The organism is Labilibaculum manganireducens, from assembly GCF_963665805.2.
Lineage (GTDB): Bacteria > Bacteroidota > Bacteroidia > Bacteroidales > Marinifilaceae > Labilibaculum > Labilibaculum manganireducens.
Genome location: NZ_CAXXEE010000003.1, coordinates 3867379 through 3894004 on the forward strand (window position 1 = coordinate 3867379; position 26626 = coordinate 3894004).

Genomic DNA, 26626 nt, shown 5'->3' on the forward strand with positions numbered 1-26626 from the left:
CGTATGTGAGAAAAGTCTTCTCATGGCTCGTTTCATCACATTTTATAAAAAGAAAACAATGACTCCACACCTTCTTCATCAACCGGTATTTCAACCAAAACAAAGCTTTTTATATCTAGAAGAAGGGCTTCTGCAACAAGATATAAATGATCAGCTGTAGGCATCTAAGCAACTATAAACAAGAAAATTAACTCCCCCATTTACAATTATGAAATAAAAAAGGAGAATCCCGTATGGAATTCTCCTTTTACTATCCCTTATGTTAGTATTGTTGTGTTACTTTTTAAAGGGTGTGAACAGTCTCAACCGAATCACTACCTTTTTGAATTGCTTCAATATTTAAAGGTATTAATTTATGATGACGCTCCGGCAAAGACTTCTCCAAACCTTTTTTCACATTTTCCAATAATACGATTGGCTTCACTTTTAGAAAGCCTCCCATAATAATCATATTAAAAGTTTGAGGATTTCCTAATTCAGCAGCAAGAGCAGCTCCGGGAATTCTATAGATATTAATATCCTTTCTTTCCGGATGGTGCGTAATACCATTTGGATCATATAATAAAGTACCACCCGGTTTCACCTCATTCACAAACTTATCCATAGATTGCTGGTTAAGAATGATTGCAGTATCAAACTTTTTCAAAACTGGTGAACTAATTCTATCGTCGCTTAAGATTACAGTTACATTTGCAGTTCCTCCACGCATTTCCGGTCCGTAAGAAGGCATCCAAGACACTTCCTGATTTTGCATGATTCCGGAATAAGCAAGAATTTTACCCATTGAAAGTACACCTTGACCACCAAATCCTGCAATTATTATTTCTTCTGTCATTTTTTTACAGTTTAATTGATTAAAAAGGATTTTTACTCATCTTTTAATGTACCCAACGGATAGTAAGGAAACATATTTTCTTTCATCCACTCGTTAGATTTAACTGGTGAAAGTTTCCATCCGGAACTACAGGTACCAACAATTTCGATAAAAGATAATCCCTTGTTTTCCCGCGTATTTTCAAAAGCTTTCTGAGCTGCTTTCTTTAATTTTCTTACTGCTCCAGGAGTTTCTGCTGATTGTCGGGTCACAAAGCGTGTACCTGGCAACATGGCAATCATTTCAGTAATTTTCATTGGAAATCCTGTAACTTTACAATCACGTCCGTAAGGAGTAGTGGCAGTAACCTGACCTTCCAATGTAGTTGGAGCCATTTGACCACCAGTCATACCATAAATCGCATTATTCACGAAAAATACGACAATATTTTCACCTCGGTTACAAGCGTGAATAATCTCAGCACAACCAATGGATGCTAAATCACCGTCACCTTGGTAAGTAAAAACATATTTTTCCGGCATCAAACGGGAAGTTGCTGTTGCCAATGCAGGAGCACGGCCATGAGCGGCTTGCTGCCAATCGATATCAATATAGTTGTAGGCTAAAACAGAACATCCAACAGGCGAAACACCAATTGTTTTATCCTGAATCCCCATCTCGTCAATAACCTCTGCAATTACTTTATGAATTACTCCGTGAGTACATCCAGGACAGTAGTGCATTTCATTATCCAAAAGAACACTGGTTTTATTATAAACCAGATTCTCTTTGCTAATTATTTTGTTGATTTCAGTCGTTGCTGTCATAACTTATTTTCCTAAAATTTTTTGTTCCAATGCTTCAACTACTTCCTCTGGTGTAGGAATGATTCCACCATAACGTCCAAAATGCTCAACAGGCACTTTACCGTTAACGGCAAGACGAATATCCTCAACCATTTGGCCCGCGCTCATCTCAACGGATAAAATTCCTTTCACATCCTTCAACATTTCCTGAATCGCTTTGGTAGGGTATGGGAAGAGGGTAATCGGACGTAACAATCCAACCTTAATTCCTTTTTCACGAGCTTGCTCTACTGCTTTTTGGCAGATACGGGCACTAGACCCATAAGCAACAAAAAGATATTCTGCATCATCACATGCAATCTTTTCGAATCTCACTTCATTCTCTTCCATTGCGCGATATTTCGCCTGCAATTTATGATTGAATATTTCCTGTTTAGCAGAATCCAAGTCAAGAGAAGTAGAGATATTCCGTTCGCGATCGGCAGGTTTACCAACAGTAGCCCATGATCCTGAAATTTCTTTTATTTCCTCAGCAGTCCATCGTGGTTTGAAATCTGACAATTCAACTTTTTCCATCATCTGACCAATAACACCATCAGATAAAATCATTGCCGGATTTAAATATTTAAAGGCCAATTTAAATGAAAGATCTACAAAATCGTTCATTTCCTGCACAGATGCGGGAGCTAATACAATTAATTTATAATCACCATGACCTCCACCTTTAACAGCCTGAAAATAATCTGACTGAGCCGGCTGAATAGTTCCTAAACCTGGTCCGCCCCGAACGATATTAACAATCAAAGCAGGCAATTCGGCACCTGCTAAATAGGTAATCCCTTCTGCTTTTAAACTAATACCAGGACTTGATGAAGAAGTCATTACTTTTTTTCCGCATGAAGCTCCACCATAAACCATATTGATGGCTGCAACTTCACTTTCAGCTTGTAGAACCACCATCCCAGTTTCTTCCTGAGGTCTGCGGATCATTAGGGTTTCCATTATCTCGGATTGAGGAGTAATCGGGTAACCAAAATACCCATCACATCCACAGCGAATGGCTGCTTCAGCAATAACCTCATTTCCTTTCATTAAACGAACGTCTCCCATTACAAATATTTTTATAAATTTTTCAGATTTAGAATAAGGTAGCTTAGTCTAGCTTGCTTTTACTCTGTAAACGGTAATTACAGTGTCCGGACAAACTAAACCACAACTTGAACAACCAATGCATGCATCAGCATTGGCCATATGTGCATAATGATAACCTTTGCCATTCACGTCGCGCGCAAGTTCAATAACCTTTGTAGGGCAGGCTACAACACATAAGCCACAACCCTTACATTTTTCGGTATCAACAACAATAGCGCCTTTGAATTTTGCCATAGCGTATTTAGAATTAAGAATTATATTTTATTTTACCTGATAAAGGTAACAAATCAAAAGCACTTTTCACCATTCTGCTTTCGATTCATTAGAATTTTGAGAAATTTACAATCAGTCTAAATAAATATCACAACTTAAAGTAACAATTCATTTGTATTATCCAATTGTAGCTTACAAATTGAAATCTGACATAAGTAACGTTATTGTTATCAAGATCAATTCTCTTACATATAAATATACATCAAAAAAAAAGTTTCATGAATACAAATCCATGAAACTTTAAGTGCTGTTATTTTGAAGTTTTAATCTGTACTTCGCACAAATTACTATCTGTCAAACAAATATATTCTCTTTATCATCATCATTAGCACCAATTTGTTAAGCCAATACCTGATGATGCTTATAAAACTCTTTTAAACGAGACTCCAATACCTTAAACTGTTTTCGGGAAACTTGCGAAACACAAGCCCTAAGTCCTTCTTTTAAACTACCGGTTTCATTCAAACAAATTGCTGAAATGCCATAATACAATAGTTTTTTATTTAAATCGGGCCCGGTTAAACCCGGATAAGTAACGGTAAAATAAAATCCATCAGCCAAAGGCAAATCAATATCTCCATCATACACCAACTCAAAGCCATTTTCTAAAAATAACTTTTTCATGATTTTGGCTCTCTCTCCATACTCCTTAACCTCTTCAATAAAATTGAATTTGCCTTCGTTAGCCGCTTTTAACATTGCTCGTAAAGCATATTGTGCAGAATGAGAAGTTCCTGATGATAAAGTATAGATAATTCTATAAATAAGAGTATAACCAAATTCATCAGCTCCAAAGCGTGGTTTTAAATTTTCGAAACGCGTGTGAAATAATTTATTTGAAATGCACAGCAATCCAATACGCTGACCGGCATAACTAAATGCTTTTGAACTGGAAATCATCAACACATAATTGTCGGTATAGTTAGCAACACTTGGCTGATAAGGAGCAACACCAGGCTGACTAAGGTCGGTTCGGAAATCCATAGCGAAGTAGGCCAAATCTTCCATAACAATTGTGTCATATTTGTTTGCCAACTCTCCTATTATTTTCAACTCATCCTCATTAAAACAAATCCATGCAGGATTGTTTGGGTTTGAATAGATGATACCCGCGATATTTCCTTTTACCAAAAACTCTTCCAGTTTTGCTTTCAACTTATCTCCCCGATAATTAAATACATCGAAAGATTCATATTTCTGATTCATTACCTCTAACTGAGTTTTTTGAACCGGAAATCCTGGATCAATAAATAATATAGTGTCTTTTTTAGCATCACAATTACCTATAGCCATAAATGCCGCATAGCCCCCCTGCATTGAACCTACTGTCGGAATAATACCTTCAGGTGCAATGTCAACATTCATGAAATTCTTCACAAATTTTGATGCTTCCTCTTTTAATACTCTTACTCCTTCCAACATAGGGTAAGCAGAAGCAACGCCATCTTCCAAAGCTTGTTTTTCTGCTTCGATTCCAACTTTTGCCGGCTTAAGTCCCGGAACTCCCATCTCCATACGAATGAACTTCTCGCCACTTTCTTCTTCAATCATATTAACAACACGAACCACATCACGAATTGTGGCATCCTCCATTTTATGAATCTCACACAAAGCAAGTTTTTGATCAACAATTTGAGAGTTTATTGGGGTTTTCATCATTTTTGGTTTAAGTATTTTATTAAAAATTGGTGTGATTTTTGACCATTGCAATTTTACGAAAATTCATTACAATTTAAAACTAATAGTCCTATTATAATTACAATACACACAAAGTAATCGTTGTCGAAATGTCGAATCGTCACAGCTAATACAAAAAAAGGCTGATCGGTAAACCGTCAGCCTAAGTATTTAAATTCCTCTAATTATTCAAATTCAGGAAGAATTAATTTCACCCAATTCTCTACTCTTTCTTCGGTTAAATCATCTTCAAAATCTTCATCCAAAGGTAAACCAACAAATTTGCCCTCTCTAAAAGCTCTTGAATCACCAAATTCATATCCCTCATCGCTTACCTGTCCTATAATTTCAGCTCCAGTTAATTTGATACTGTCTGCCAAATCGCCCATTGAATCGACGAAAAAATCTGCATAGGCAATGTGATCACCTAAACCAAAAAGAGCCACTTTTTTTCCTTTTAAATTCAGATCATTCAATTTAGGAAAGAAAATATCCCAATCATTTCCTGAATTATCCGAAGACCAAGTGTGTTTACCTAGAGTCGAAATCCCCATAATAATATTGGAATACTGAGTTACATCTTTAGCCTCACAATCCTTAACCTTATGAACAACAATTCTATCAGAACCTATTTTTTCAGCAAGCAGTTTAGCTACTCTTTCTACATTTCCACCTTCCGGGCCATAAAACAATCCAATTTTACTCATAGGATACAGTGTTTAGTGATATCAATTTTGTTTGTGTGTTTAACGTTCTTACAAAGTTAAAATTATTTGGAACTTTTCAAACTTGCAATGGCAAGTAAAACCCCTAAAACAATCCCCAGTAAGGCCGCAAACAAAACCTGAAAATCGGGAGGTAATAAAAAGGTAATTGTATGGGCAGGAATCCAGAAAAAAGGAATGGTTTTTTTAAAGACAAAATTCCACTGAACATCCCAATTAAGATTGATGAAAATTCTTGAAATCTGAATTGGTCTCATAAATCCTGATAATGTTCCTCCATTATCTAGAATATGCGTATCGGTAATTTTATGAAGTGTCATCATAACCGGTGCATAGATTAAATTAAGACAAGCAGAAGTCGCAAATGCCACCAATAATTTCACCAGAGAAAAATCGCCTTTCATTGCATCAACAGCTCCTTCAACACCCAAATAGGATAAAAAAACTGGCGTTCCTGCTGCAAAAATCACAAAAGCTAATTTAATGGTCAACCCTAAAAATCCCCAAACTATTGCTCGTGGTAATATTCCAAATCCGGCTTGATAATAATTCCCTGCTCTTAGTCTAAGTCCTATAAGTTCACCTAATGTTGCCAAAACTGCAAATTTCACAAAACTGGTCATCATTCCATGCGCCTTATTAAAGTCGATATAGAAATCAAAAACGCTTTGAGAAATAAAAAACGGCAAAAACAAAAGAATGAAGCCAAAGGCAAAAATAATATCCTGTCTTTTCATGTATCGTTTTATTCTAAACGAATAGCATGAGAAATTCTCATGCTATCCATATTATTTATCTGTTTGTTCTGAGTATTTACTCCATCCTTTGAAAAAACCTTCCTTCACTCCATTCCATTTCACAGCAATTCCTAATAACATGATTATCACAAAACTGATCATCAACTTCTCATTTAAACTTAGATCTTTCAACTTTCTCATCACAAAATTATAAGTTTTTATTCCGAATAAATCCGGGATTATTTTTCAATTCGAATACGTGCATCAACCGCAACTACGGCCTCTTTATTTCCTAAAAGAGGGTTTAAATCCATTTCGAAAATCTCAGGAGCCACTTTCATTAAAGCTGCTACCCTTGTAATTGCATCAGCAAATTCATCTTCATTAACGGGTTCCTGTCCTCTTACTCCTTTAATGATTCCGTAAGATTTTAATCCTTGAATCATATCATGAGCTTCTTGTTTGGCAATTGGTGCCAATGAAGCTTTCACATCCTTTAAAACTTCGATAAAGATACCTCCTAAACCACACAACACCATGTGTCCGAATTTTTCTTCACGTTTTGCTCCGATAAACACTTCAGTACCCTTTAGCATTTGTGCCAGCATAACGGCATAAGTATCTTTAATCTGCATCATTCTTCTGAATTCGGAACGAACAGTTTTCTCGTCTTTTACATTCAAAGTTACACCGCCAACATCCGATTTATGAACGGGGCCAACAACCTTCATCACTAAAGGGAAACCAATTTCTTTTGCCATGGCTGCAATTTCATCTTCAGTATCGGCAACACCTTCTTTGGCTCTGTTAATTCCTGCAGCATCCAATAAATTATGCAACTGTTCGGGACTCAAATAACCATTTTCAGCTTCATCAATAATCCTACGAATAGCAAGCTTATCAATTTCCGGCATTTCAATTTCTTCTGCCTGAGGTTTTGGCGTATTATAAACCTTAGCCAATGCATCACCAAATACCACCTCATCTGGGAAATTAATTCGTCCTTTAGCAAGAAAATGCTCAATTTCATCTTTTACATTAACTATCGAAGGTAGAATTGGATAGATTGGTTTTTTACACTGCTTCATTTTCCCGTGCAAAAGATCGTAAACATCATACACTGGAAATAACCCAGGACTGCCAAATATTACGGCCATTGCATCAACATTATCAAAGTCGTTTTCACAAGCATCAATAATATCTCCTAATTGCTGCGCGGTTCCTGTTGCCAGGAAATCGATAGGATTAGCCACCGATGATCCAGCATATAATTTTTCAAGCAAAGCATCTGCTTTTGCCCCATCGATATGAGGAACATCCAATCCATTGTTCGAAAGTGAATCTGTTAACATCACTGCTGGTCCTCCTGCATGCGTTATTACAGCAATATTTTTCCCTTTTAACTCAGGATGCATGAAAATTGAGGCAACCGTTGCCAACTCATCTCTCCCCTTGCAACGAACAATACCTGCTTTTTTAAACAAAGCATTAACCGCAACATCCGGACTGGCCAATGCACCGGTATGCGAAGAAGCTGCACGACTTCCAGCTTCAGAACTACCCGATTTTATTGCTGCAATTTTACAGCCTTTTCGGATTAATGAAGAAGCATGCTTTAAAAGCATTTCTGGTTTATCGATGTTCTCAATATATAGTAATTTAACCTTACTGCTTGTTTCAGGATTGAAACTCTCATCCATGTATTTAAGAATCTCTTCAACACCCATTTGTGCGGAGTTTCCTACAGAATATACACTTGAGAAAGACAATCCTTTTGGAACGCCAGATTCCATAATAAACACTGCGGTTGCTCCCGAACCTGAAATAAAGTCACATCCTTTGGAATCTAAACTTGGAATAGGCGTTGTAAAAACACCATTATAATTAGAATTTAATACGCCAACACAGTTTGGACCAATTAACGATCCGCCCACAGAATTAACGATTTCCACAATCTCTTTTTCTAGTTCCTCACCTTCTTCATTTTCTTCACTAAATCCGGCAGAAAGAATAATAAAAGCTCTCGTATTTTTTTCTTCAGCAAGAAATTTAATGGTTGAAGGACAAAATTTAGCAGCAATAGCTATAATTGCTAAATCAGCCTGTGGCAAATCTTTCAGATCTTTGTATGACACAACTCCCTGAACCTCGTTCATTTTAGGATTTGAAACATAAAGATCACCTTTAAAATTACCATCAATTAAATTTTTTAAGACCTTACCTCCTGGTTTTTGTACATCATCGGAACCTCCAACAACTACAATACTTTTAGGGTTAAGTAACTGTTCGTTTATCATTTTTTGTTGTTTAGTGTTTTGCTATTTTGCGACAAATATAATAATATTCTATTCCCAAAAGAGCGATTTACCCAACAAACTGTAAGCAAAAACAAACGTTAACGTAAAAAACTGACAATTCGCAAATTTGAGATAAGCATTTTTTTATCAATGCATTACAAAACAATTAAATTCGGAGTTTACAATGCAAATATCCATTTTGTATCATAGGGTACAAAAAGCTAAAATTTTATCTGTAATTTTACTTCCGAATTAAAAGCAACTAATTCCAAATGACTAAAAGTATTGAGCAGATCTTACTGCAAGATCAATTCACCAAAGACGATATTATTCGATTATTACAGTCGAAAGATGAAGATGAAAAAGCATTATTTGTGAAATCATCAGATACAAAACTAAAATATGTTGGAAGAAATGTGCACTTCCGTGGATTGGTTGAATTCTCAAATATCTGTAAAAAAGATTGCCTTTATTGTGGAATTCGTGCGAGCAACAGCGCCGTAAACAGATACGATATTGCAGATGAAGAAATACTGAAAGCAGCAAAATTTGCTTACAAAAACAAATATGGTTCTTTAGTATTGCAATCGGGTGAAAGATCGGATCAAAAATTTATTGATCGGATTGAGAACTTATTAAAAGAGATTAAAAAAATAAGTAATGATGAACTCGGAATTACCATTTCGTTAGGAGAACAAACTAAAGAAACTTATCAAAAATGGTTTGATGCTGGTGCTCACCGTTATTTATTGCGTATTGAATCGAGCAATAAAGAGCTCTACAATAAAATCCATCCTAACAACGAAGAACATTCGCACGAAACAAGGTTGAAATGTCTAAAATATCTTCAGGAAATTGGCTATCAAACCGGAACCGGAGTGATGATTGGAATTCCTTTTCAGACTTACGATGATTTAGCCAACGATCTGCTTTTTATGCAAAAGTTTGATATCGACATGGTTGGCATGGGACCATTTATTGAACACGATCAAACTCCAATGTATCAGTACAAAGATCAATTAATGAGCCTGAATGATCGATTCAGACTTACACTAAAAATGATTGCCGTACTTAGAATCATGATGAAGGATATTAATATCGCCTCTGCTACAGCCCTGCAGGCTATTGATCCATTGGGAAGAGAAAAAGCACTGCGAATTGGAGCCAATATTATTATGCCCAATATTACACCAACCTCCGAAAGAGCAAATTATTTGCTATACCAAAATAAGCCTTGCATTGATGAAGGGGCAGATGATTGCACCAACTGTATGGAGGCCAGAATTAACATGGCCGATGGAGTAATTGGCTACGGAGAATGGGGAGATTCACAACACTATCAAAAACGTAAAAACAAATAAAAGCGACGCAAGTCGCTTTTTTTTGCTCAAGAAACAACAACAACTTACATACTCTGTTCCCGATTTTAAGCCTTTACTACCTCAAAAAAAAATTGTATCTTAATTAAGTTTCACCATATCGAAAATAAGGATACATGAGGTACTCTATTACAATTTTAATTTCCTTTTTTCTGACTTTGATTCCTAATAATCCTGGTCAAGCTCAACAATATAGTTTTAAGAATTATTCTCTTGAAGAAGGTCTGCCTCAATCTGAGGTATTCAGTTTAATTCAGGATAAAAAAGGAAACCTATGGATGGGAACCAACGGAGGAGGAATATCCCGGTTTAATGGCAAAGAATTTTTCTCCTACAACAAAACTCATGGTCTTGCCGACAACAATATCAGATCATTACTGCAAGACACAAAAGACAATTTATGGATAGGAACCAGTATTGGCATTTCCAGTTTTAATGGTGTCTCGTTCCGTAACTACGATCAAAAAGACAGTCTTCCAAACGCAATTTACTTTCAAATACTTGAAGACAACAAAGGCAGAATATGGGCTCTTGGAGCCGATCAGAACAACAGGTTTTTAATGCAATACAACAATGGGCATTTCTCTGATTTTGGAAACAAGTACCCGGAATTAAATAAAAACAATCAGGTTTTATCCATTTTCATGGATAATGAAAAAACTCTATTCATCACCACCAGAAATGGGCTTTACACTTACATAGATGGAAAACTTTCCATATCTGACTATAACAATCTGCCTGAATTCAATGGTCAATTTATAGTTCCAGTACTTCAGGATGCGAACAATCAAATTTGGTTTCGAAATTTCATTCCCGGATATGGCAATAAAATTTATAGAATTATAAATGAAAAACCCGTACAAATTAAATTACCGGATGAAATACCTCCCCTAAACATTGGAAATATGATGCTAGATTCGAATCAAATATTATGGGTGAGTGTTGGCGGAACCGGTGTTGTTTTGGTTGATGGAGAGAATGTGAAAATAATAGATGGCAGTCGGGGCTTAATTAATCCATTTATCAATACTATCGTTGAAGATAATTCAGGAAATATTTGGCTTACAACCAATGGAAATGGTCTGGTAAAATATGGCGATAACAAATTTCTTTCACTCAGCTTTGTTAATGATATTGGAGGAAATATTGTCAGAGCAATTTTTCAAGATTCTAAAAAAGATTACTGGTTTGGCATTGCCGGCAAAGGAGTTGTTCAATTCAAAAAAAATTACAAAAAAACCTTTACCCCGCAAGACAATCCCGGTCTGCTAAATATTAGGGATTTTTATGAACTTCCCAACGGAAAATTACTAATGGCAGGCTTCAATGGCATATTTGAGTTTAATGATTCTTCATTTAAAGAGGTTTCAGAACGCTATGGTCTTCCGATTGGTACCGGAGTAATTGACATTTTAAGTGTTGATGATGAATTATGGTTTACAACACAAGGAATGGGTGTTATTCACATCGATAAAAATAAAAAGAGAACTCAGATTTCGAATCAGAGTCATGGATTAAAGGTCGATTTCATCACCAGTGTTTATGTAGATTCCAAAAAACGGGCCTGGTTTTGCCATTTTCAGGGCTTATCGATGTATGATGGAGAAAAAATAGTCAATTTTGATGAAACCAATGGCCTGAATTACAAATGGGTGATGCAGGTAACAGAAGATTCTTTGGGACGAATTTGGGCTGCCACATTTAGTGGTGGCATCAATATTTGGGACGGTACAAAATGGACTTACCTTACTTCTGACGAAGGTCTAAGCTCTAACATAGTTTACTCAATTCTTACTGATAAAGAGGGGTCTGTTTGGGCTGGTGTCCAAAATGGTGTCGATAAAATAAAATACACTACATCAGGAGAAATATCTTCAATAAGAAACTACAATAAATTTGATGGATTTATTGGTATTGAAAATAACGGAGGCTGCAATTACATCGATTCAAATAAAAATCTATGGTTTGGAACCATTAACGGAGCAATGATGTTTAATCCGAGTAAAGATCACATCAACCCAACTCCTCCTACCATTCAACTTACTGATATTAAACTGTTTTTCAAGAAAGTGAATTGGATGGACGAAAAATACGGTAAATACCTGTCTGGTGTAAATCCATGGTTCTCTCTACCTCAGGATTTAAAACTTACTCACGATATGAACCATCTTAGTTTTAATTTTGAAGCTCTCAGTTACAAAGCTCCTGAAAAAGTAAAATACCAATGGAAATTGGAAGGTTTGGATCAGCAATGGTCACCAATCAGCTCAAAAAATGAAGCCGTCTACTCTCGAATTCCTCCGGGAGATTACTCTTTTAAAATTAAGGCATCAAACAGTGATGGAGTATGGACTCCCAAAGCCTACGAATACAAATTCTCAATAAGTCCGCCATGGTGGAATACCTGGTGGGCAAGAAGTATTGCTCTGCTAATTATTGGATTGTCCTTTTATCTGATTGTTAGAGTCAGAATTCAAAACATTCAGCAAAAAAAGAGAGAGCTTGAAAAATTGGTTACAGAAAAAACAAAAGAGATCAGCCTTCAAAATTCAGAAATAGAATCAAAAAATAAAGTTTTACAAAAACAGAAAGATGAAATTCTGAAACAAACACAACAGCTTCAAAAATCCTACATGAATCTGATTCATTTGAACGACATAGGAAAAGCTGTTACCTCAAGTTTATCCGTAGAAAAAATAATCGACACTGTTTACGAATCGGTAAATGAATTAATGGATGCTTCAATTTTTGGCATTGGCATTTATCAAAAAGAAAATAATTGTCTTATTTTCCCTAGAATTAAAGAAGCAGGTAAAGATCTTGATTCAATTGAATTTGCTCTTGAAGATGATACCCGTCTGGCTGTTTATTGCTTTAAAAATGACAAAGAATTATTTATATCTGATCTTGAAAAGGAATACCAAAAATACATTACTAAAATTATACCTATCGAAAAAACCGGCACTCCTCAATCAGTTATTTATTTGCCTTTAAAAATAAAAAACAAAATTACAGGTGTTATTACAGTTCAAAGTTTCGCTAAAAAAGCATTCCAGGAATATCATCTTTCCTTATTACAAAATATTGCAGTCTATGCGAGCATCGCAATTGAGAATGCTCAATCGTATCGAAACATTGAAATTCAAAGCCGAAGATTGCAGAAAGCCAACAAGGAGGTTAAAATCAAAAAAGAGGAAATTGAACAAAAAAACAATGAACTAACAGAACTAAATAATGAGAAGAATCACTTGATTGGAATCATAGCTCATGACTTAAAAAATCCTTTAACATCGACCATTTCTATTACAGAATATTTAAAATCGCAGATGGAAGAAAGCAATCATCCGGAAAATTTAGAGAATGTCAATTTTATGCTAAAAGCCCTTCAACGCATGAATAGTATGATTACTAAAATACTTGATATTGGTATGATTGAATCGAAAAATATCAATTTACAATTGGAAAAAACTAATCTTAAAAAATTAATAGAAGCTGTAAATTTCAACTTTAAAGATCATCTTAAAAGAAAACAGTTAACGCTAAAGCTTGATGTTTATGATGCCTATGCCATGGTAGACCAAAACTACATGACTCAGGTTTATGAAAACTTAATTTCGAATGCGATTAAATTTTCTCCCTCTAATAAAAATATAAATATTCGAATTTGGGAAGAGGGACAAATGGTAAGATCGGTTATTAGCGATGAAGGACCGGGGATTCCAATAGAAGATCAGAAAAAACTATTTGGAAAATTCCAGATTTTAAGTGCAAAACCAACTGCAGGAGAGAAATCAACTGGCCTGGGATTATCCATTGTGAAAAAATATATTGAAGCTATGAAAGGAAAAGTTTGGTGTGAAAGTGAGACTGGCAAGGGTGCTCATTTCTATATTGATCTGGAGAAAGCGAATTAAAAAAAAAGTCCGGCATTACCGAACTTTTTTTTTAAAATCGTCACGACTCAAACATCATATGCTGAATTTCAACTCCTTCAATCATATAAATTTCTTTTTCGAATCGTTCCATTTCTTTTTCTGATCCAATCACCTGAATCAACAGCAACCCTTGAGGATGACTCTTTCGATGTTCCACATCGAATAAACCCAAGCGGGTTTTAATAGAATCTGCGTATTGAACAAGAATTTTCTGTACGCAACCATCTTCTTTTTCCTTGTCGCGGATAAGTATACCAAATATCCAAATAGCTGATGTTTCCATAAGAGCAAATTTAGAGTTATCAGACGGACTAGTAGCAAGTTACAAAAAACCTCTCATCTCGAAAAATCAAAATTCACTTTACATTGCTAATAGTAAAGATCACGCTCTCCCTGCTTTACCATCTCCAGGCGTTTGTGTAAATCCTCGGTTTTCTGGAAACCTTTCAATTCATTAATCTTCACTTCGATTAAATCATATCCCTTCTTTTTCATTTCTGGTGTGGCGTAATCCTCCAAATACTCAGCTAAAGTTAGAATCGCATTTTGAGAACAAAACCGTTTTATAAAGCCTGGAACAGAAAACTCCATAAAATGCTCACCCGTTCTACCTTTCCGGTAACAGGCCGTACAGAATGAAGGCAAATACTTTTTCTCCAGAAGCTCATCAATCACTTCCGATAAACTACGGGGATCTCCAATTTCGAATTGTTCCTGTTCTAATTTTTGCTCTTTAGCATTATCTTCGGAATATCCTCCTAATTGAATATTAGTGCCCGCATCAATCTGAGAAACCCCCAATTTAATTACCTCTTCCCGGATTTCCTTTGACTCTCTGGCCGTTAGAATCATTCCAGTATAAGGAACTGCCAATCTAAGAATCGCAACCAGCCTAATAAAATCCTTATCGCTGACTTCAAATTCCGGATCAATATTAGAATCGGAAGCTGCTTTAATTCGTGGGAAAGAGATCGTGTGTGGTCCAACATTATAACAAGCCTCGAAATGATTCACATGACGAAGCAAACCCAACACTTCATATTTCCAATCATACAAGCCAAACAATGCACCAATACCAACATCATCAATTAATGCCTCCTGTGCTCTGTCAAGACCGGTTAAGCGCCACTCAAAATCTCTCTTTTTACCACTTAAGTGATATTTAGCATATGCCTCCCTGTGGTAGGTTTCCTGAAAAATCTGATAGGTTCCAATCCCTGATTCCTTAACTATTTTAAACCCTTCAATATCAAGAGGAGCCGCATTGATGTTTACTCTCCGGATTTCACCATTACCCGATTTCACATCATAAACTGTTTTAACTGAATCAGCAATAAAATCAGCATCGTACATTGGGTGTTCACCATAAACCAAAATCAGTCTTTTTTGACCAGAATCTTCTAAGGCCTTTACTTCCGATTTAATTTGCTCGTGGGCAAGTGTTGTTCTTTTTTGTTTGATGTTTGAGGCTCTAAAACCACAGTACGTACAATTATTTACACACTTATTCCCAATATACAACGGAGCAAAAATAACGATACGGTCACCATATACCTTTTCTTTAAGCTCTCTTGCTCCGGCTTTAATTTCTTCAATTAATTTTTCATCTTCAACCTTTAATAAAACCGCAGTCTCCTGCAAGCTTAATCGATTTTTATCCAATGACTTTCGAATAATTCGACGAACATTTTCTTCGGTTGGCTGGGCTTCTTCCAAAATCTCCCAAATTTCAGATTCATCAATAAAAGGTTTCATCCTTTCATCTTTAATCCGATACTCCTGAGGTTTGTAGATCATTTTCATGTTTTGCGCTGTGTTGTCACGAAAAACGGATAGTATATACGACCCTGTATTTTCATGTATTTTGTTAGTTTCCAGATCAAAATTAAACATTATTATTCTGATTCAATAATAATTTAGAGTTTAAGATTTATTCTATTCCTTTTCTCAATTCATAAAAAAACCCAAGGTCGTTAATACCTTGGGTCATTATAGAATAACACTAAATATTCTTATTGATACTTACGCTTTAAGAACCAAGTTTCAAACAAACTCATTTCAATCGTAACCCTACCATAATCTTCTCTTACGTTATTATTATCTGCTGTTCCCATTTGTCCAAACTCAAAAGAAAGGTTAATTGCCCCTTTATTTTGTGCCATCGGAATTCCAAGCCCAAAACTCACCCCTTTTGATTTAATACGATTAATATCATTCACAATATATCCTGTATCATAAAATGCCCCAAACCTGTATGTAAGTTTCTTCAAAAATTTGGTAGCATAACCATCATTAGCTATATAATTCATTCCTACACTATATCGGTTTCGATCAGCTAATGCACTTGATTTTTCAAATATCTTTGTTTCACTCCATTTTTCGTGCAAATAATCGGCACCAAGCCACAATTGCTTATTTTTTGTAAATCCCAGACCAAAACCATAAGTCATCGGAACATCAAAAGAACCTTTATTAAGGACATCATTGTCAATTACATTTCCAGAACTAGAGTTTGAAACGTTCTCTTTCTTCTTTGCTGCAACCTGAATTTTTGGTTGAAACTTTGCTCCAATAGTAATTTCCCAATCCTTATTAAATGCATCCTGATACTGCATACCAATATTACCATATACGCCCTTTGATATCAATTTCTCTACAGTAATATTATAAGTACTACCAAGCGTAATTGTTTCATTCGCCGAATTATTTCCAAATAAGTATATTGCATTTACTCCTAAGGATAATTTATTGGTTAATGCAATACCGTTACTTATAATAAATTGATTTAAACCTCCAGAACCAGAAAGTATTCTTTGATAATAATCAGAACTGCCATTTACCTTTTCAAGTGATGAAATATTATATCCCATGCTAGTGTAAGGAACCAATGATACTGCTGATGCAATCTTAGGTGAAATTCTAAACCCCAAAGAAACATGGCTTAGATTATTATCATAAAGCACATCCGAATTTCCACTTTGATTTAAATTAGATACTTTTGAGGAAACACCAACATTAAAAATGAACTTCAAACTATCAATAGCAGTAAGTGCCGCTGGGTTGTCAACTGATAAATAACTGCGATTTCTAAATGACAGACTGGTTCCGCCAAATCCAGAAGCCTGACCAAAACCAACCTGATTCAATTCTCCAAGACCATAATAAGAATATGGGGATGAGGTATTATTTTGAGCAAAACAAACATGAACTCCACTAACTAACACCAATAATATAGATAAATATAAGTTTTTCATACTGACACTAAATAGTTTGTTATTTTTGCACTGCATAAGTTGTTTTTAATTTAATTTTAAAACGTGAATTAGGATCATTATTAATCACCATTCTATTAACAAATCCATTATCAAACTGACTTGTCAACTTAATCATGAGTCCTTCATCATCTTCCATCCCATTAGCTAATACGTTCCCAACATAATTTGTTAGATCAAAAGACAAGGGAGTATCTTCCGGATTTTCATAATTCACATAGTAAATAGATGTCAATTGACTATTTCTTGAATTCAGAATTGCAGTAACTAATCTATTCTTTCTATCTGTTTTATAAACTTCGAAATTCAATCCATTTAAAGGGTACAACTCTTTTTGATCCGTTCCTTCCAAGGGATATAGAAGTAATTCTGCCTTTAGTAAAGAAACAGCATCACCTTGCTGACCTAACAATTTTAAATATGGAATTTTCAACTTGGTATATATCCCTGTTCCCCCTTGAATAAAAGATAAATTATTTGTTTGTTCTGAAGGTATATCAATCTCACTCTCAACCAAACCACTCAGGCCTGCACCTAGTTGGTTCGTATTTGTTCTATCTGCCTTGTAATTTGTAAAAGATAAAGTTTTACTTATCGTAAAATCCCGATGTCTCTCAACACCTCCTCCGGTACTACTTCCAACAACCCGATAATACAATCGAATATTCATACTATCTGTCTGGAAATTTAAAACTGCAGCATTATCATCTTCCCCGGGAACCAAAGCAATTCCCTCAAATCTTTCTTCCCATTTTGTTGCATCCGAAGTAAATCCATCAGATTTAATAGCTTCTCCAAGAATCTCATATCCAAGCTCATCATTCAAGCGAATTCTAAAATCATGATAATCTGCTGAACCAACTTCTATTTTCCGCTTAGGACGAGCTTTAAATGTCCTTGTTCCCAAAACTTTCGGATCAATATTTAAACTGTAAATATTGAAATACGCTAATGTGTCTTGATTAATCTCAATATGATTTGTCACTCTATGCACATTAATCGTTTGTGTTTGGGTCGTGTCACCCCAAAAAAGGCCTTTACTGTAAGCTACTAAAACAATTGAATCTAACTTAGCCTTGTCAGTTGTATCCAGACTAAAAACAGTTCCCAAATCAACTTTTGAATAGGCAGTTGCCTGCACGTTTCCAAGATATTCATCAACATAACGTCCTACAGAAACACTTCCCAACGAAGAGGTCTGAATTGAATCCATAATAACTGTTGAGCTTTGTATTGTAAAAGTATCTACCATATTAATTACTGTAGAACTTTCAATTAGATTTCCACCAAGCTCATGTATTTCAAATTCCTCCGAATTACATCCTATAATAAGAACCGAAAGAATAATAATTAAGGAAAATAATTTATTCATATTTTTAAAAAATTCTGGTTAAAAAAGTTCCTCAAATTAAAACAAAATTAAGATAGTAAAGAACTTTTATAGATGTCCTATATTGATTTTCCTGACAAATGTAATTAAAATATCGACAAAGTCGATCCCTGAAAACAATAGTTAAATTTTCTAAATTATTTATCAGTTTTTAGTCATACAAAACTAATAATATTGTTTTTTGTTTATATTTGTCCTTTAATAGAATTTAGAACAAGGATTATTTATTTTAATTAATCCTATGCAAATTCATATTTTAGGATGGAATTTTTAAATGCCTATTCAAGATATTAACATTGAAAAAATAAATAACAAATGAGAAAAGTACTATCATTAGGGATTATTGCTACCCTCTTTCTATTTGCAAGTTGTAGTAGTGGAGATGATCTTATGGGAAACTGGGTTAAGAAAGATGATTTCTCTGGTGTACCGCGAAGTAACGCCGTTACGTTTACTATTGGAAACTATGCATACGTAGGTTGCGGATACGATGGTGAAGACAGATTAAACAGCTTCAAGAAATTTGATCTGACAAATGAAACCTGGACAAGCGTTGAATCACCTGGAGATCTTTTTAAACTACGTCAAAATGCAGTTGCTTTTTCTGCAAATGGAAAAGGTTATGTGGGAACAGGCTTTGACGGTGATTACACTCGTTATGATGATTTTTGGGAATTTGACCCTGCTACTGAAACTTGGACTGCAATTGCTGCTTTCCCTGGTGGTGTGAGAGAAGGTTCTGTTGCTTTTAGTACTGACACATATGGTGTTGTTGGTGCTGGTTACGGAGATCTTGATGGAGCAGATAAAAAATACCTAAATGATTATTACAAATTTGATGGTGCAAGTTGGACTTCAATGGGGACTCATGGTAACAAAGTAAAAGAAGCCAGTTCTTTTGTTATTGGTGGCTATGCTTACATTTGTCTGGGACAAGAAAACAGCGGTGCTCAACAAGACGAAATTTATAAATTTGACATCGCAACTGGAGAATGGGCCACAGATGAAGGTCAAATTAAAAAACTTGATAATGATAACGACAATGAAGATGTTATGAGATCAAGCGCTGTAGCTTTTGTAATTAACGACAAAGCATATATTGCAACTGGTATGTATGGCAATAGTCTAAAAAGAGATGTTTGGGAATACAATCCTGCAACTGACAAATGGGATGAAAAAGAAAATTTAGAACTTGAAGTATATTCACGAATAAATGCAGTTGCTTTTTCTAACGCTGAAGGAACAAAAGGATATATTGCAACGGGTAGTTCTGGAACCAGCTACCTTGATGACACTTGGGAATTTCAACCAACTGTAGAAGAAAACGAAGACGATAATTAATAGTTATTAATAACTTCGAAAAGGCTGATTCGTTATGATTCAGCCTTTTTTATTTAGATACCTTTTATGATTAAAAAAAAATACTTTTTTGTAATATTCCTACTGATTGGAATTTTATTCGTTTCTGTTTACCTCTTCAGTGGCAAAACGAAACCGGTATATACCTTACAAACCTATCAAATTGAAGAAGGCTGGGGGTATCGTATTTTAAAGAATAATAAAGCAATCATCAACCAATACAGAATTCCTGCAATTCAAGAAAAACATACTTTCCCTTCTGAAAAATCAGCAAGAATTGTTGGTGAAAAGGTTCTCGAAAAAATACAACTTAATAAAATGCCATCCATCTCTATTGATGATCTTATGGATTTGATGGTAGTTGACTCCCTGGAGCAACCTTTAATTTTGAATGACCTTACACATTAACACTATTTAACGTATATGGTTAAATAGTGTTAAGTTCATCCCTTTCCCGGCAAAAGCTACTATATTAGCAGCTATGATAATAGAAAGTATTATTCTTGACCGTGACTTACCTCATATTGAATCCCTTAAAAAATATGGAGAAAGTATTCCTTATCTAAACATAAAAGCTTGTTTTGCAGATTTAAATCAAGCTAAAGCTTATATCAACGAGAATAAAACAGATCTAATTTTTATGGATCTGGAATTTGCTCAACAGCAAAAAATTAATTGGAGTGAATTCAACATCCAAAAACCGGAGATTATTATAAGTATGAGATGTTCCTCATATAAATATAAGGATCATTATCTTAGTGCTTTTGAGTACATTATGAAACCTGTTTCATTTGAAAAATTCATTCAGATTTTAAACAATATTTACATCCAAAAACAAGGCAAAAAAGCACATCCAAAACCTGAAATTAAGAAGAATGATTTTTTCTTTGTCAAGAATAACTCGTTGATAGAGAAAGTGAAATTCAATGAGGTATTATTCTTTAAAGGAATGAAGGACTATATATGGATTCAGACTATTAACAAGAAAATTATCACTCTGCAGACAATGAAAAATCTGAGTATTTATTTACCTGCAGATAGATTTCTAAGAATTCACAAATCCTATATAGTATCATTGGAACATATCGACATCATAGATAAAAACAGAGTCGTTATTGGCCAGGAAAGAATTCCTATTGGTGATACTTTCCGTTCTTCCTTCTTCAAAAACTTAAAAGAGCAGGAACTAATTTGGGATTAATAATAAAAAAGCCTCCGACCAATGATCGGAGGCTTAAAATTATAATCCGGTTCTATTTTTGATATTCTTTAATAATATCAGCTACGTCGCCAGCAGAAACACGTCCGTAAACGCGTTCTCCAATAGTAACAACCGGAGCTAGTCCGCAAGCTCCTACGCAACGCAAACAGCTTATTGAGAACTTGCCATCTTCGGTAGTTTCGCCAACAGGCACACTCAACTGACGTTTGAATTCTTCCAACACCTTCTCAGCACCTCTAACGTAACAAGCTGTTCCCATACAAATAGAAATTGGGAATTCACCTTTGGGTACCATCGAGAAAAATGAATAGAATGTAACTACACCGTACACATGAGCAACAGAAACGTTCAATTCGCGGGCAATGATTTCCTGAACTTCAGCTGGAAGATACCCAAAGGTCTCCTGAGCTTTATGAAGCACATTAATCAACTCGCTTCCTTCATTATCAAATGATTTGCAAATCTCCACAAGTTTATCCACTTTGGATTTTGCTAATTTAATTTTTGCCATAATATTTTAAAGATTTTAGATGTGAGACTTGAGATTTGAGATTCAGGTTTTTCCTTTTCTCTCATTACTCAAATCTATAATCTCATTTCTATTTAAAACTATTCAATCTCAACATCTTTACTCTTATCGAAGTAATGAGTATGCAATAATTTATGAGATAATTCACCGCATGGCTTACCCAGAAACTCTTCATACAATTTAATAATGTATGGATTCTCGTGAGACTTACGAATAGCTTTTCCTTCATCTTCACGATAAAGAGCCGCTGCACGTTTTTTCAAGATAGAAGAATCACCATGGTGCAATGGCTGACCACCACCACCAATACAACCTCCAGGACAAGCCATGATCTCAATTGCATGATATTGCGATTTACCATCACGGATATCTTCAAGAAGTTTACGGGCATTCCCCAAACCATGAGCAATACCAATATTAACATCCAGCCCATTAAAATCTACCGTAGCACTTCTAATACCTTCCATACCACGCAATGCCTCAAAATTCACATTCTCTAATGTTTTTCCGGTATAAACTTCATAAGCTGTACGGGCAGCAGCCTCAATAACACCACCCGTGGCACCAAAAATTACACCAGCACCAGTTGATTCACCAAGTGGATTATCAAATTCTTCATCAGGAAGAGTTTTTAAATCCATATTAGCCTGCTTAATCAAGTTCGCCAACTCACGGGTTGATATCGAATAATTAACATCAGGATCGCCGTCAACTTTAAACTCATCACGCTGACATTCGTATTTCTTAGCCAAGCATGGCATAATAGAAACAACAATCATGTCTTCACGTTTAATTCCCATTTCTTTTGCCAAATAATTCTTGGCTATAGGCCCAAACATTTGCTGAGGAGAACGAGCTGTAGAAGGAATATCCTTCATTTCAGGAAAATGGTGCTCAAAGAAATTCACCCATCCCGGACAACAAGAAGTTAGAATTGGTAATTTAACATCTTTATCACCATCCAAATGTCTTTTTAAGCGATCCAATAATTCGGTTCCTTCTTCCATAATGGTAAGGTCGGCAGCAAAATCGGTATCGAAAACGCTGTTAAAACCTAACTGACGCAAAGCAGAAACCATTTTTCCGGTAACCAAAGTTCCCGGTTCCATGCCAAATTCTTCACCAAGAGCAGCACGCACAGCTGGAGCCGTTTGAACAACAACAGTTTTCTTAGGATCTGCAAGATCTCTGATCAGCTGATTGGTATGGTCTTTCTCGGTAAGAGCTCCTGTAGGACAAACTGCAACACACTGTCCGCAGTAAGTACAGGTTGATTTCTCTAAATCCATTTCGAATGCCGGAGCAACAACAGATTGGAAACCTCTGTTTACAGCAGAAAGAGCTCCAACCGTCTGTACATCGTTACACATGGTTTCACATCTGCGACACATAATGCATTTGTCCATATCGCGAATAATCGATGGAGAATAATCAACTTTATAGGTTGATTGCTCACCTTTATAATGCAATTCGCGAACACCTAATTGTTGAGCTGTTGACTGCAGATCACAGTTTCCTGATTTTGCACACACCAAACAATCGAATGGATGATCTGAAAGCATCAGCTCCATTACAGTTTTACGTGCATTTAGCACTCTCATGTTATGAGTATGAATTACCATACCCTGCTCACACTTCGAATTACAAGATGGTGCCAAATTACGACGCCCCTCTACTTCAACAACACAAATTCGACATCCGCCGGGTTTGTGTTCAATTCCCATATCGCCAAGGTGCATATAGCAAAGAGTTGGGATATCAACACCTATTCCTTTGGCGGCTTCCAAAATAGTAGTTCCCTGAGGTACTTCTACTTGTTTTTTATCAATGGTTAATTTGATCATTTTTTCCATATTCAAGATCCTCCTTACTGTATGCTTATTGCATTAAACTTACACTTCTCCATACACGCACCACACTTAATACATTTCGATGCATCAATGATATGAGCTTCTTTACGTTCACCTGCGATACAATCAACAGGGCAATTGCGCGAGCATAGAGTACAACCTACACACAATTCAGGATCAATTACATATTGCATTAAAGCCTTACATTGTCCTGCAGCACACTTATGATCTTCTACGTGAGAAATATACTCGTCATAAAAATTCTCAAGTGTTGAAAGAACCGGATTTGGAGATGTTTGTCCCAATCCGCAAAGAGAAGTATCTTTAATTACAGTACTCAAATTTCTTAACAGATCCAGATCTTCTCTAGTTCCATTCCCTAGTGTGATTTTATCCAACAATTCGTGAAGACGCTTGTTGCCTACACGACATGGTGTACATTTACCACAAGATTCTTCAACAGTAAATTCCAAATAAAATTTAGCCATCGACACCATACAATCATCCTCATCCATAACAATCATACCTCCCGATCCCATCATAGAACCTGCAGCAATCAAATTATCAAAATCGATAGGAGTATCTAAATGCTTTTCTGTTAAACATCCTCCTGAAGGACCACCTGTCTGAACAGCCTTGAATTTCTTACCATCTTTAATACCTCCGCCGATTTCGTAAATTACTTCACGAAGAGTGGTTCCCATTGGCACTTCAATTAAACCAACATTGTTGATTTTTCCGGCCAATGCGAATACTTTAGTACCTTTAGATTTCTCGCTTCCAATTTTATTGAACCAACTTGCTCCTTTGTTAATGATAACAGGAATATTTGCAAAGGTTTCAACATTATTTACGTTCGTTGGCTTTCCGTTGTACCCAGATTCAGCAGGAAACGGAGGTTTAACGGTAGGTTCACCACGAAGACCTTCCATCGAATGAATCAAAGCCGTTTCTTCACCACAAACAAATGCTCCGGCTCCGTAACGCATTTCAACATCGAAATTAAATCCGGAACCTAAAATATCGTTGCCTAACAAACCGTATTCACGAGCTTGCTTAATCGCAACTTTTAATCGGGTAATCGCCAAAGGATACTCAGCACGAATATAAATCACACCTTTATCGGCTCCCATGGTGTATCCACAAATAGCCATAGCCTCCAGAACTGAGTGCGGATCACCTTCCAGAATAGAACGATCCATAAATGCTCCGGGGTCTCCCTCGTCAGCATTACAAACTACATATTTTTGATCAGCTTCATTTTTTGCTGCAAATTCCCATTTTAAACCAGTTGGGAATCCTCCTCCTCCCCGTCCGCGTAATCCTGATTCCTTAATCTCATCGATTACCGTCTGCGGAGTCATTTCAGCCAAACACTTACCCAAGGCTGCATAACCATCTCTTGCAATGTATTCATCAACATTTTCAGGATTAATAAATCCACAATTTCGAAGCGCAATTCGAATTTGCTTTTTATAAAATCCCATGTGTTTCGAATCACTAATCGTTTCTTTATTCTCAGGATCAACATAAAGCAATCTCATTACTTTACGACCCTTAATAATATGCTCTTCAATCAGCTCTTCTGCATCTTCAGGTTTCACTTCCACATAGAAAGTATTATCCGGAAGAATTTTAACAATAGGGCCTTTTTCACAAAATCCGAAGCAACCGGTCATTACAACCTGTACTTCATCTTCAAGTCCTTTGGCTTTAATTGCATCTTGCAAATTATTTTGAATAGCCTCACTGGCAGAAGCCCGGCAGCCGGTACCTCCACAAATAAGAATATGCATTTTGTACTTTTCCATAATTGTTGTTTCGTTTAGATTTAGTCTAGAGTTTTGTAGTTTACAGGTATTATTCCGTCGACCAATTCACCATTTTTAATGTATTTTTCAACAATTTGGTCAGCTTTTTTAATATCTACATCGCCAAAAACGATGGGCTCTTTCCCAGGAATCTGAACCTCAATTGTAGGTTCTGCATAGCAATATCCCATACATCCGGTTTGGGTAACTACAGTCCGAATTCCTCTTTTTGCTGTTTCTTCGATAAGGAATTCCATTACCTCTTTAGCTCCTGAGGCAATTCCACATGTAGCCATTGCAACTTTAATCTGCACAAGGCCTTCCGGATCGTTGCTTTTCTCCCTAAGATCCATCTTCGACTGAAGCTCTTCTTTCATTCTCTTCAGATCTGCAAGGGATTTAACTTTTGCCATAATCTCAAATTATTAAAGGTTAAAATTTATATTATTGTGTTTAGGTTCTCGTTTATTAATTCCTTTAAATACTGCATAATATTTGGATCTGTTACCGAAACATCTTCCAGTATTTCTTTTACTTCTTTTGTGTCAAAAATATATTCGCCCTTTATTGTATGATGCTTATATATAAAATCCATATTTGGATTTGCACTCACCAACAACACTATAACTCCGGCAATATCCCCAATCACGGGTCTGTCAATATTTTTATGAGAAAACAAAACCTGAAGTTCTGTTCCAACTCCCTCTTTAGAATGAATTTCCAACTTACCTCCTGTTTGCTCCGCACTTTGCTTTAACAGCGATAAACCCAATCCAACTTTACGTGTGGTTCGGGTAGTGAAAAAAGGATCCAATACTTTGCTCAGAACTTCATCCGACATTCCACATCCATCATCTTTAATGAATATTGAATAAATATCTTTCTCCAAATCCTCCCGAATCTCCAATTCAACATTGGAAGCCTCAGCTCTCACCGAATTTTGAATAATATCCATTATATGTAAAGACAGATCTTTCAATTTAATTAAGATTTTAGCTGTTCGCGATTGGCCTTTAGTTTTGTTATTAAACTATTGATCATCTTCTCTTCCTGATGAATAAGATCAACTAGGTCATTCATTTTCACTCCATTGACATATTTTAGTTCCACCATAATAATTAGCTGAGTCTCCAATTCAAACAAAGAGCCCAATGCAATATCAAGAAATCTTCTAAAGTCAGCATCAGTATTTCGACCACATCCTTCCGCAATATTAGAAGGAACAGAAATAGCAGCCCTACATATTTGACTTCTCAATCCATATTTTTCATTCTCAGGAAGCAACTCCACCAATCGATAAATCCTTTTAACTATTGATATTCCATTTTGCCAAACATTTAACTTCCTGAAATTTCTCATTCTTTTTTTTTTGCTAAAAACTAAAGGCCAAACGCCAAT

General features: G+C 35.7%; 24 protein-coding genes. 5 read left to right on the top strand and 19 right to left on the bottom strand.

Features of this window, described 5'->3' with window-relative positions:
- Positions 1-283 precede the first annotated feature (283 nt).
- From ACHZAX_RS14865 to ACHZAX_RS14905, 9 genes are all read right to left on the bottom strand, one after another.
- Positions 284-835 (bottom strand): 2-oxoacid:acceptor oxidoreductase family protein, encoded by a 552-nt coding sequence (locus ACHZAX_RS14865; protein WP_101308728.1) that lies wholly within the window; start codon positions 833-835, stop codon positions 284-286.
- A 32-nt stretch (positions 836-867) separates the two neighbouring features.
- Positions 868-1641, bottom strand: coding sequence for a thiamine pyrophosphate-dependent enzyme (locus ACHZAX_RS14870; protein WP_101308729.1), 774 nt, complete (start codon positions 1639-1641; stop codon positions 868-870).
- Between the two features lie 3 nt (positions 1642-1644).
- Entirely contained in the window at positions 1645-2730 is a 1086-nt protein-coding gene (locus ACHZAX_RS14875) for a 3-methyl-2-oxobutanoate dehydrogenase subunit VorB (RefSeq protein ID WP_320019692.1), read from the bottom strand.
- Between the two features lie 48 nt (positions 2731-2778).
- The gene (locus tag ACHZAX_RS14880; RefSeq protein ID WP_101308731.1) at positions 2779-3006 is read right to left on the bottom strand and encodes a 4Fe-4S dicluster domain-containing protein; all 228 of its coding nucleotides are present in this window, start codon (positions 3004-3006) and stop codon (positions 2779-2781) included.
- 378 nt (positions 3007-3384) lie between these two features.
- Positions 3385-4701 carry a pyridoxal phosphate-dependent aminotransferase gene (locus ACHZAX_RS14885; RefSeq protein WP_320019693.1) on the bottom strand — a complete coding sequence of 439 codons (1317 nt, stop codon included), beginning with the start codon at positions 4699-4701 and terminating at the stop codon, positions 3385-3387.
- A 206-nt stretch (positions 4702-4907) separates the two neighbouring features.
- Positions 4908-5429, bottom strand: a complete 522-nt coding sequence (locus ACHZAX_RS14890; protein WP_101308733.1) for a flavodoxin — start codon at positions 5427-5429, stop codon at positions 4908-4910.
- A gap of 62 nt (positions 5430-5491) precedes the next feature.
- On the bottom strand, positions 5492-6184 hold the full coding sequence (locus ACHZAX_RS14895) for a hypothetical protein (RefSeq protein WP_320019694.1): 693 nt from the start codon (positions 6182-6184) through the stop codon (positions 5492-5494).
- Positions 6185-6235: 51 nt separating this feature from the next.
- A complete protein-coding gene (locus ACHZAX_RS14900) occupies positions 6236-6385 on the bottom strand; it encodes a hypothetical protein (protein WP_320019695.1) in 150 nt (49 codons plus the stop codon).
- Between the two features lie 38 nt (positions 6386-6423).
- Positions 6424-8481 (bottom strand): acetate--CoA ligase family protein, encoded by a 2058-nt coding sequence (locus tag ACHZAX_RS14905; RefSeq protein ID WP_320019696.1) that lies wholly within the window; start codon positions 8479-8481, stop codon positions 6424-6426.
- A 272-nt stretch (positions 8482-8753) separates the two neighbouring features.
- Here ACHZAX_RS14905 and hydE point away from each other — a divergent pair, with 272 nt between their 5' ends.
- Together hydE and ACHZAX_RS14915 are read left to right on the top strand one after the other, a co-directional pair.
- The gene (gene hydE / locus ACHZAX_RS14910) at positions 8754-9842 is read left to right on the top strand and encodes a [FeFe] hydrogenase H-cluster radical SAM maturase HydE (protein ID WP_320019697.1); all 1089 of its coding nucleotides are present in this window, start codon (positions 8754-8756) and stop codon (positions 9840-9842) included.
- A 134-nt stretch (positions 9843-9976) separates the two neighbouring features.
- Positions 9977-13774 carry a sensor histidine kinase gene (locus ACHZAX_RS14915; RefSeq protein ID WP_320019698.1) on the top strand — a complete coding sequence of 1266 codons (3798 nt, stop codon included), beginning with the start codon at positions 9977-9979 and terminating at the stop codon, positions 13772-13774.
- A 40-nt stretch (positions 13775-13814) separates the two neighbouring features.
- Here ACHZAX_RS14915 and ACHZAX_RS14920 read toward each other — a convergent pair whose 3' ends face one another.
- The 4 genes from ACHZAX_RS14920 to ACHZAX_RS14935 all read right to left on the bottom strand — a co-directional run bounded on the left by ACHZAX_RS14920 (position 13815) and on the right by ACHZAX_RS14935 (position 18439).
- Positions 13815-14078: a hypothetical protein gene (locus tag ACHZAX_RS14920; RefSeq protein ID WP_101308738.1), complete on the bottom strand. Its 264-nt coding sequence runs from the start codon at positions 14076-14078 to the stop codon at positions 13815-13817.
- Between the two features lie 86 nt (positions 14079-14164).
- Positions 14165-15598 carry a [FeFe] hydrogenase H-cluster radical SAM maturase HydG gene (hydG, locus tag ACHZAX_RS14925; RefSeq protein WP_101308865.1) on the bottom strand — a complete coding sequence of 478 codons (1434 nt, stop codon included), beginning with the start codon at positions 15596-15598 and terminating at the stop codon, positions 14165-14167.
- 209 nt (positions 15599-15807) lie between these two features.
- Positions 15808-17049, bottom strand: a complete 1242-nt coding sequence (locus tag ACHZAX_RS14930; RefSeq protein ID WP_143470837.1) for an OmpP1/FadL family transporter — start codon at positions 17047-17049, stop codon at positions 15808-15810.
- Positions 17050-17068: 19 nt separating this feature from the next.
- Complete coding sequence (locus ACHZAX_RS14935) at positions 17069-18439, bottom strand: DUF4270 family protein (protein ID WP_320019699.1); 1371 nt, start codon at positions 18437-18439, stop codon at positions 17069-17071.
- 333 nt (positions 18440-18772) lie between these two features.
- Here ACHZAX_RS14935 and ACHZAX_RS14940 point away from each other — a divergent pair, with 333 nt between their 5' ends.
- From ACHZAX_RS14940 to ACHZAX_RS14950, 3 genes are all read left to right on the top strand, one after another.
- Complete coding sequence (locus ACHZAX_RS14940) at positions 18773-19798, top strand: Kelch repeat-containing protein (RefSeq protein WP_320019700.1); 1026 nt, start codon at positions 18773-18775, stop codon at positions 19796-19798.
- A gap of 66 nt (positions 19799-19864) precedes the next feature.
- On the top strand, positions 19865-20224 hold the full coding sequence (locus ACHZAX_RS14945) for a DUF4907 domain-containing protein (protein WP_320019701.1): 360 nt from the start codon (positions 19865-19867) through the stop codon (positions 20222-20224).
- Between the two features lie 73 nt (positions 20225-20297).
- Complete coding sequence (locus ACHZAX_RS14950; RefSeq protein WP_320019702.1) at positions 20298-21017, top strand: LytR/AlgR family response regulator transcription factor; 720 nt, start codon at positions 20298-20300, stop codon at positions 21015-21017.
- 52 nt (positions 21018-21069) lie between these two features.
- On the opposite strand, the gene ACHZAX_RS14955 is transcribed toward ACHZAX_RS14950, so the two are convergent.
- From ACHZAX_RS14955 to ACHZAX_RS14980, 6 genes are all read right to left on the bottom strand, one after another.
- Positions 21070-21549 carry an NADH-quinone oxidoreductase subunit NuoE family protein gene (locus ACHZAX_RS14955; RefSeq protein WP_101308744.1) on the bottom strand — a complete coding sequence of 160 codons (480 nt, stop codon included), beginning with the start codon at positions 21547-21549 and terminating at the stop codon, positions 21070-21072.
- A gap of 98 nt (positions 21550-21647) precedes the next feature.
- On the bottom strand, positions 21648-23411 hold the full coding sequence (locus ACHZAX_RS14960) for an NADH-dependent [FeFe] hydrogenase, group A6 (RefSeq protein ID WP_101308866.1): 1764 nt from the start codon (positions 23409-23411) through the stop codon (positions 21648-21650).
- Positions 23412-23434: 23 nt separating this feature from the next.
- A complete protein-coding gene (locus ACHZAX_RS14965) occupies positions 23435-25228 on the bottom strand; it encodes an NADH-quinone oxidoreductase subunit NuoF (RefSeq protein WP_101308745.1) in 1794 nt (597 codons plus the stop codon).
- Between the two features lie 20 nt (positions 25229-25248).
- On the bottom strand, positions 25249-25641 hold the full coding sequence (locus ACHZAX_RS14970) for a (2Fe-2S) ferredoxin domain-containing protein (protein WP_101308746.1): 393 nt from the start codon (positions 25639-25641) through the stop codon (positions 25249-25251).
- 26 nt (positions 25642-25667) lie between these two features.
- Complete coding sequence (locus ACHZAX_RS14975; RefSeq protein WP_101308747.1) at positions 25668-26207, bottom strand: ATP-binding protein; 540 nt, start codon at positions 26205-26207, stop codon at positions 25668-25670.
- A 5-nt stretch (positions 26208-26212) separates the two neighbouring features.
- On the bottom strand, positions 26213-26587 hold the full coding sequence (locus ACHZAX_RS14980) for a four helix bundle protein (protein WP_320019703.1): 375 nt from the start codon (positions 26585-26587) through the stop codon (positions 26213-26215).
- Between the last annotated feature and the right edge of the window lie 39 nt (positions 26588-26626).

Coding starts and splice junctions, on each gene's coding strand:
- ACHZAX_RS14865 (WP_101308728.1), bottom strand. CDS start 835: ATGACAGAAGAAATAATAATTGCAGGATTTGGTGGTCAAGGTGTACTT.
- ACHZAX_RS14870 (WP_101308729.1), bottom strand. CDS start 1,641: ATGACAGCAACGACTGAAATCAACAAAATAATTAGCAAAGAGAATCTG.
- ACHZAX_RS14875 (WP_320019692.1), bottom strand. CDS start 2,730: ATGGGAGACGTTCGTTTAATGAAAGGAAATGAGGTTATTGCTGAAGCA.
- ACHZAX_RS14880 (WP_101308731.1), bottom strand. CDS start 3,006: ATGGCAAAATTCAAAGGCGCTATTGTTGTTGATACCGAAAAATGTAAG.
- ACHZAX_RS14885 (WP_320019693.1), bottom strand. CDS start 4,701: ATGAAAACCCCAATAAACTCTCAAATTGTTGATCAAAAACTTGCTTTG.
- ACHZAX_RS14890 (WP_101308733.1), bottom strand. CDS start 5,429: ATGAGTAAAATTGGATTGTTTTATGGCCCGGAAGGTGGAAATGTAGAA.
- ACHZAX_RS14895 (WP_320019694.1), bottom strand. CDS start 6,184: ATGAAAAGACAGGATATTATTTTTGCCTTTGGCTTCATTCTTTTGTTT.
- ACHZAX_RS14900 (WP_320019695.1), bottom strand. CDS start 6,385: ATGAGAAAGTTGAAAGATCTAAGTTTAAATGAGAAGTTGATGATCAGT.
- ACHZAX_RS14905 (WP_320019696.1), bottom strand. CDS start 8,481: ATGATAAACGAACAGTTACTTAACCCTAAAAGTATTGTAGTTGTTGGA.
- hydE (WP_320019697.1), top strand. CDS start 8,754: ATGACTAAAAGTATTGAGCAGATCTTACTGCAAGATCAATTCACCAAA.
- ACHZAX_RS14915 (WP_320019698.1), top strand. CDS start 9,977: ATGAGGTACTCTATTACAATTTTAATTTCCTTTTTTCTGACTTTGATT.
- ACHZAX_RS14920 (WP_101308738.1), bottom strand. CDS start 14,078: ATGGAAACATCAGCTATTTGGATATTTGGTATACTTATCCGCGACAAG.
- hydG (WP_101308865.1), bottom strand. CDS start 15,598: ATGAAAATGATCTACAAACCTCAGGAGTATCGGATTAAAGATGAAAGG.
- ACHZAX_RS14930 (WP_143470837.1), bottom strand. CDS start 17,049: ATGAAAAACTTATATTTATCTATATTATTGGTGTTAGTTAGTGGAGTT.
- ACHZAX_RS14935 (WP_320019699.1), bottom strand. CDS start 18,439: ATGAATAAATTATTTTCCTTAATTATTATTCTTTCGGTTCTTATTATA.
- ACHZAX_RS14940 (WP_320019700.1), top strand. CDS start 18,773: ATGAGAAAAGTACTATCATTAGGGATTATTGCTACCCTCTTTCTATTT.
- ACHZAX_RS14945 (WP_320019701.1), top strand. CDS start 19,865: ATGATTAAAAAAAAATACTTTTTTGTAATATTCCTACTGATTGGAATT.
- ACHZAX_RS14950 (WP_320019702.1), top strand. CDS start 20,298: ATGATAATAGAAAGTATTATTCTTGACCGTGACTTACCTCATATTGAA.
- ACHZAX_RS14955 (WP_101308744.1), bottom strand. CDS start 21,549: ATGGCAAAAATTAAATTAGCAAAATCCAAAGTGGATAAACTTGTGGAG.
- ACHZAX_RS14960 (WP_101308866.1), bottom strand. CDS start 23,411: ATGATCAAATTAACCATTGATAAAAAACAAGTAGAAGTACCTCAGGGA.
- ACHZAX_RS14965 (WP_101308745.1), bottom strand. CDS start 25,228: ATGGAAAAGTACAAAATGCATATTCTTATTTGTGGAGGTACCGGCTGC.
- ACHZAX_RS14970 (WP_101308746.1), bottom strand. CDS start 25,641: ATGGCAAAAGTTAAATCCCTTGCAGATCTGAAGAGAATGAAAGAAGAG.
- ACHZAX_RS14980 (WP_320019703.1), bottom strand. CDS start 26,587: ATGAGAAATTTCAGGAAGTTAAATGTTTGGCAAAATGGAATATCAATA.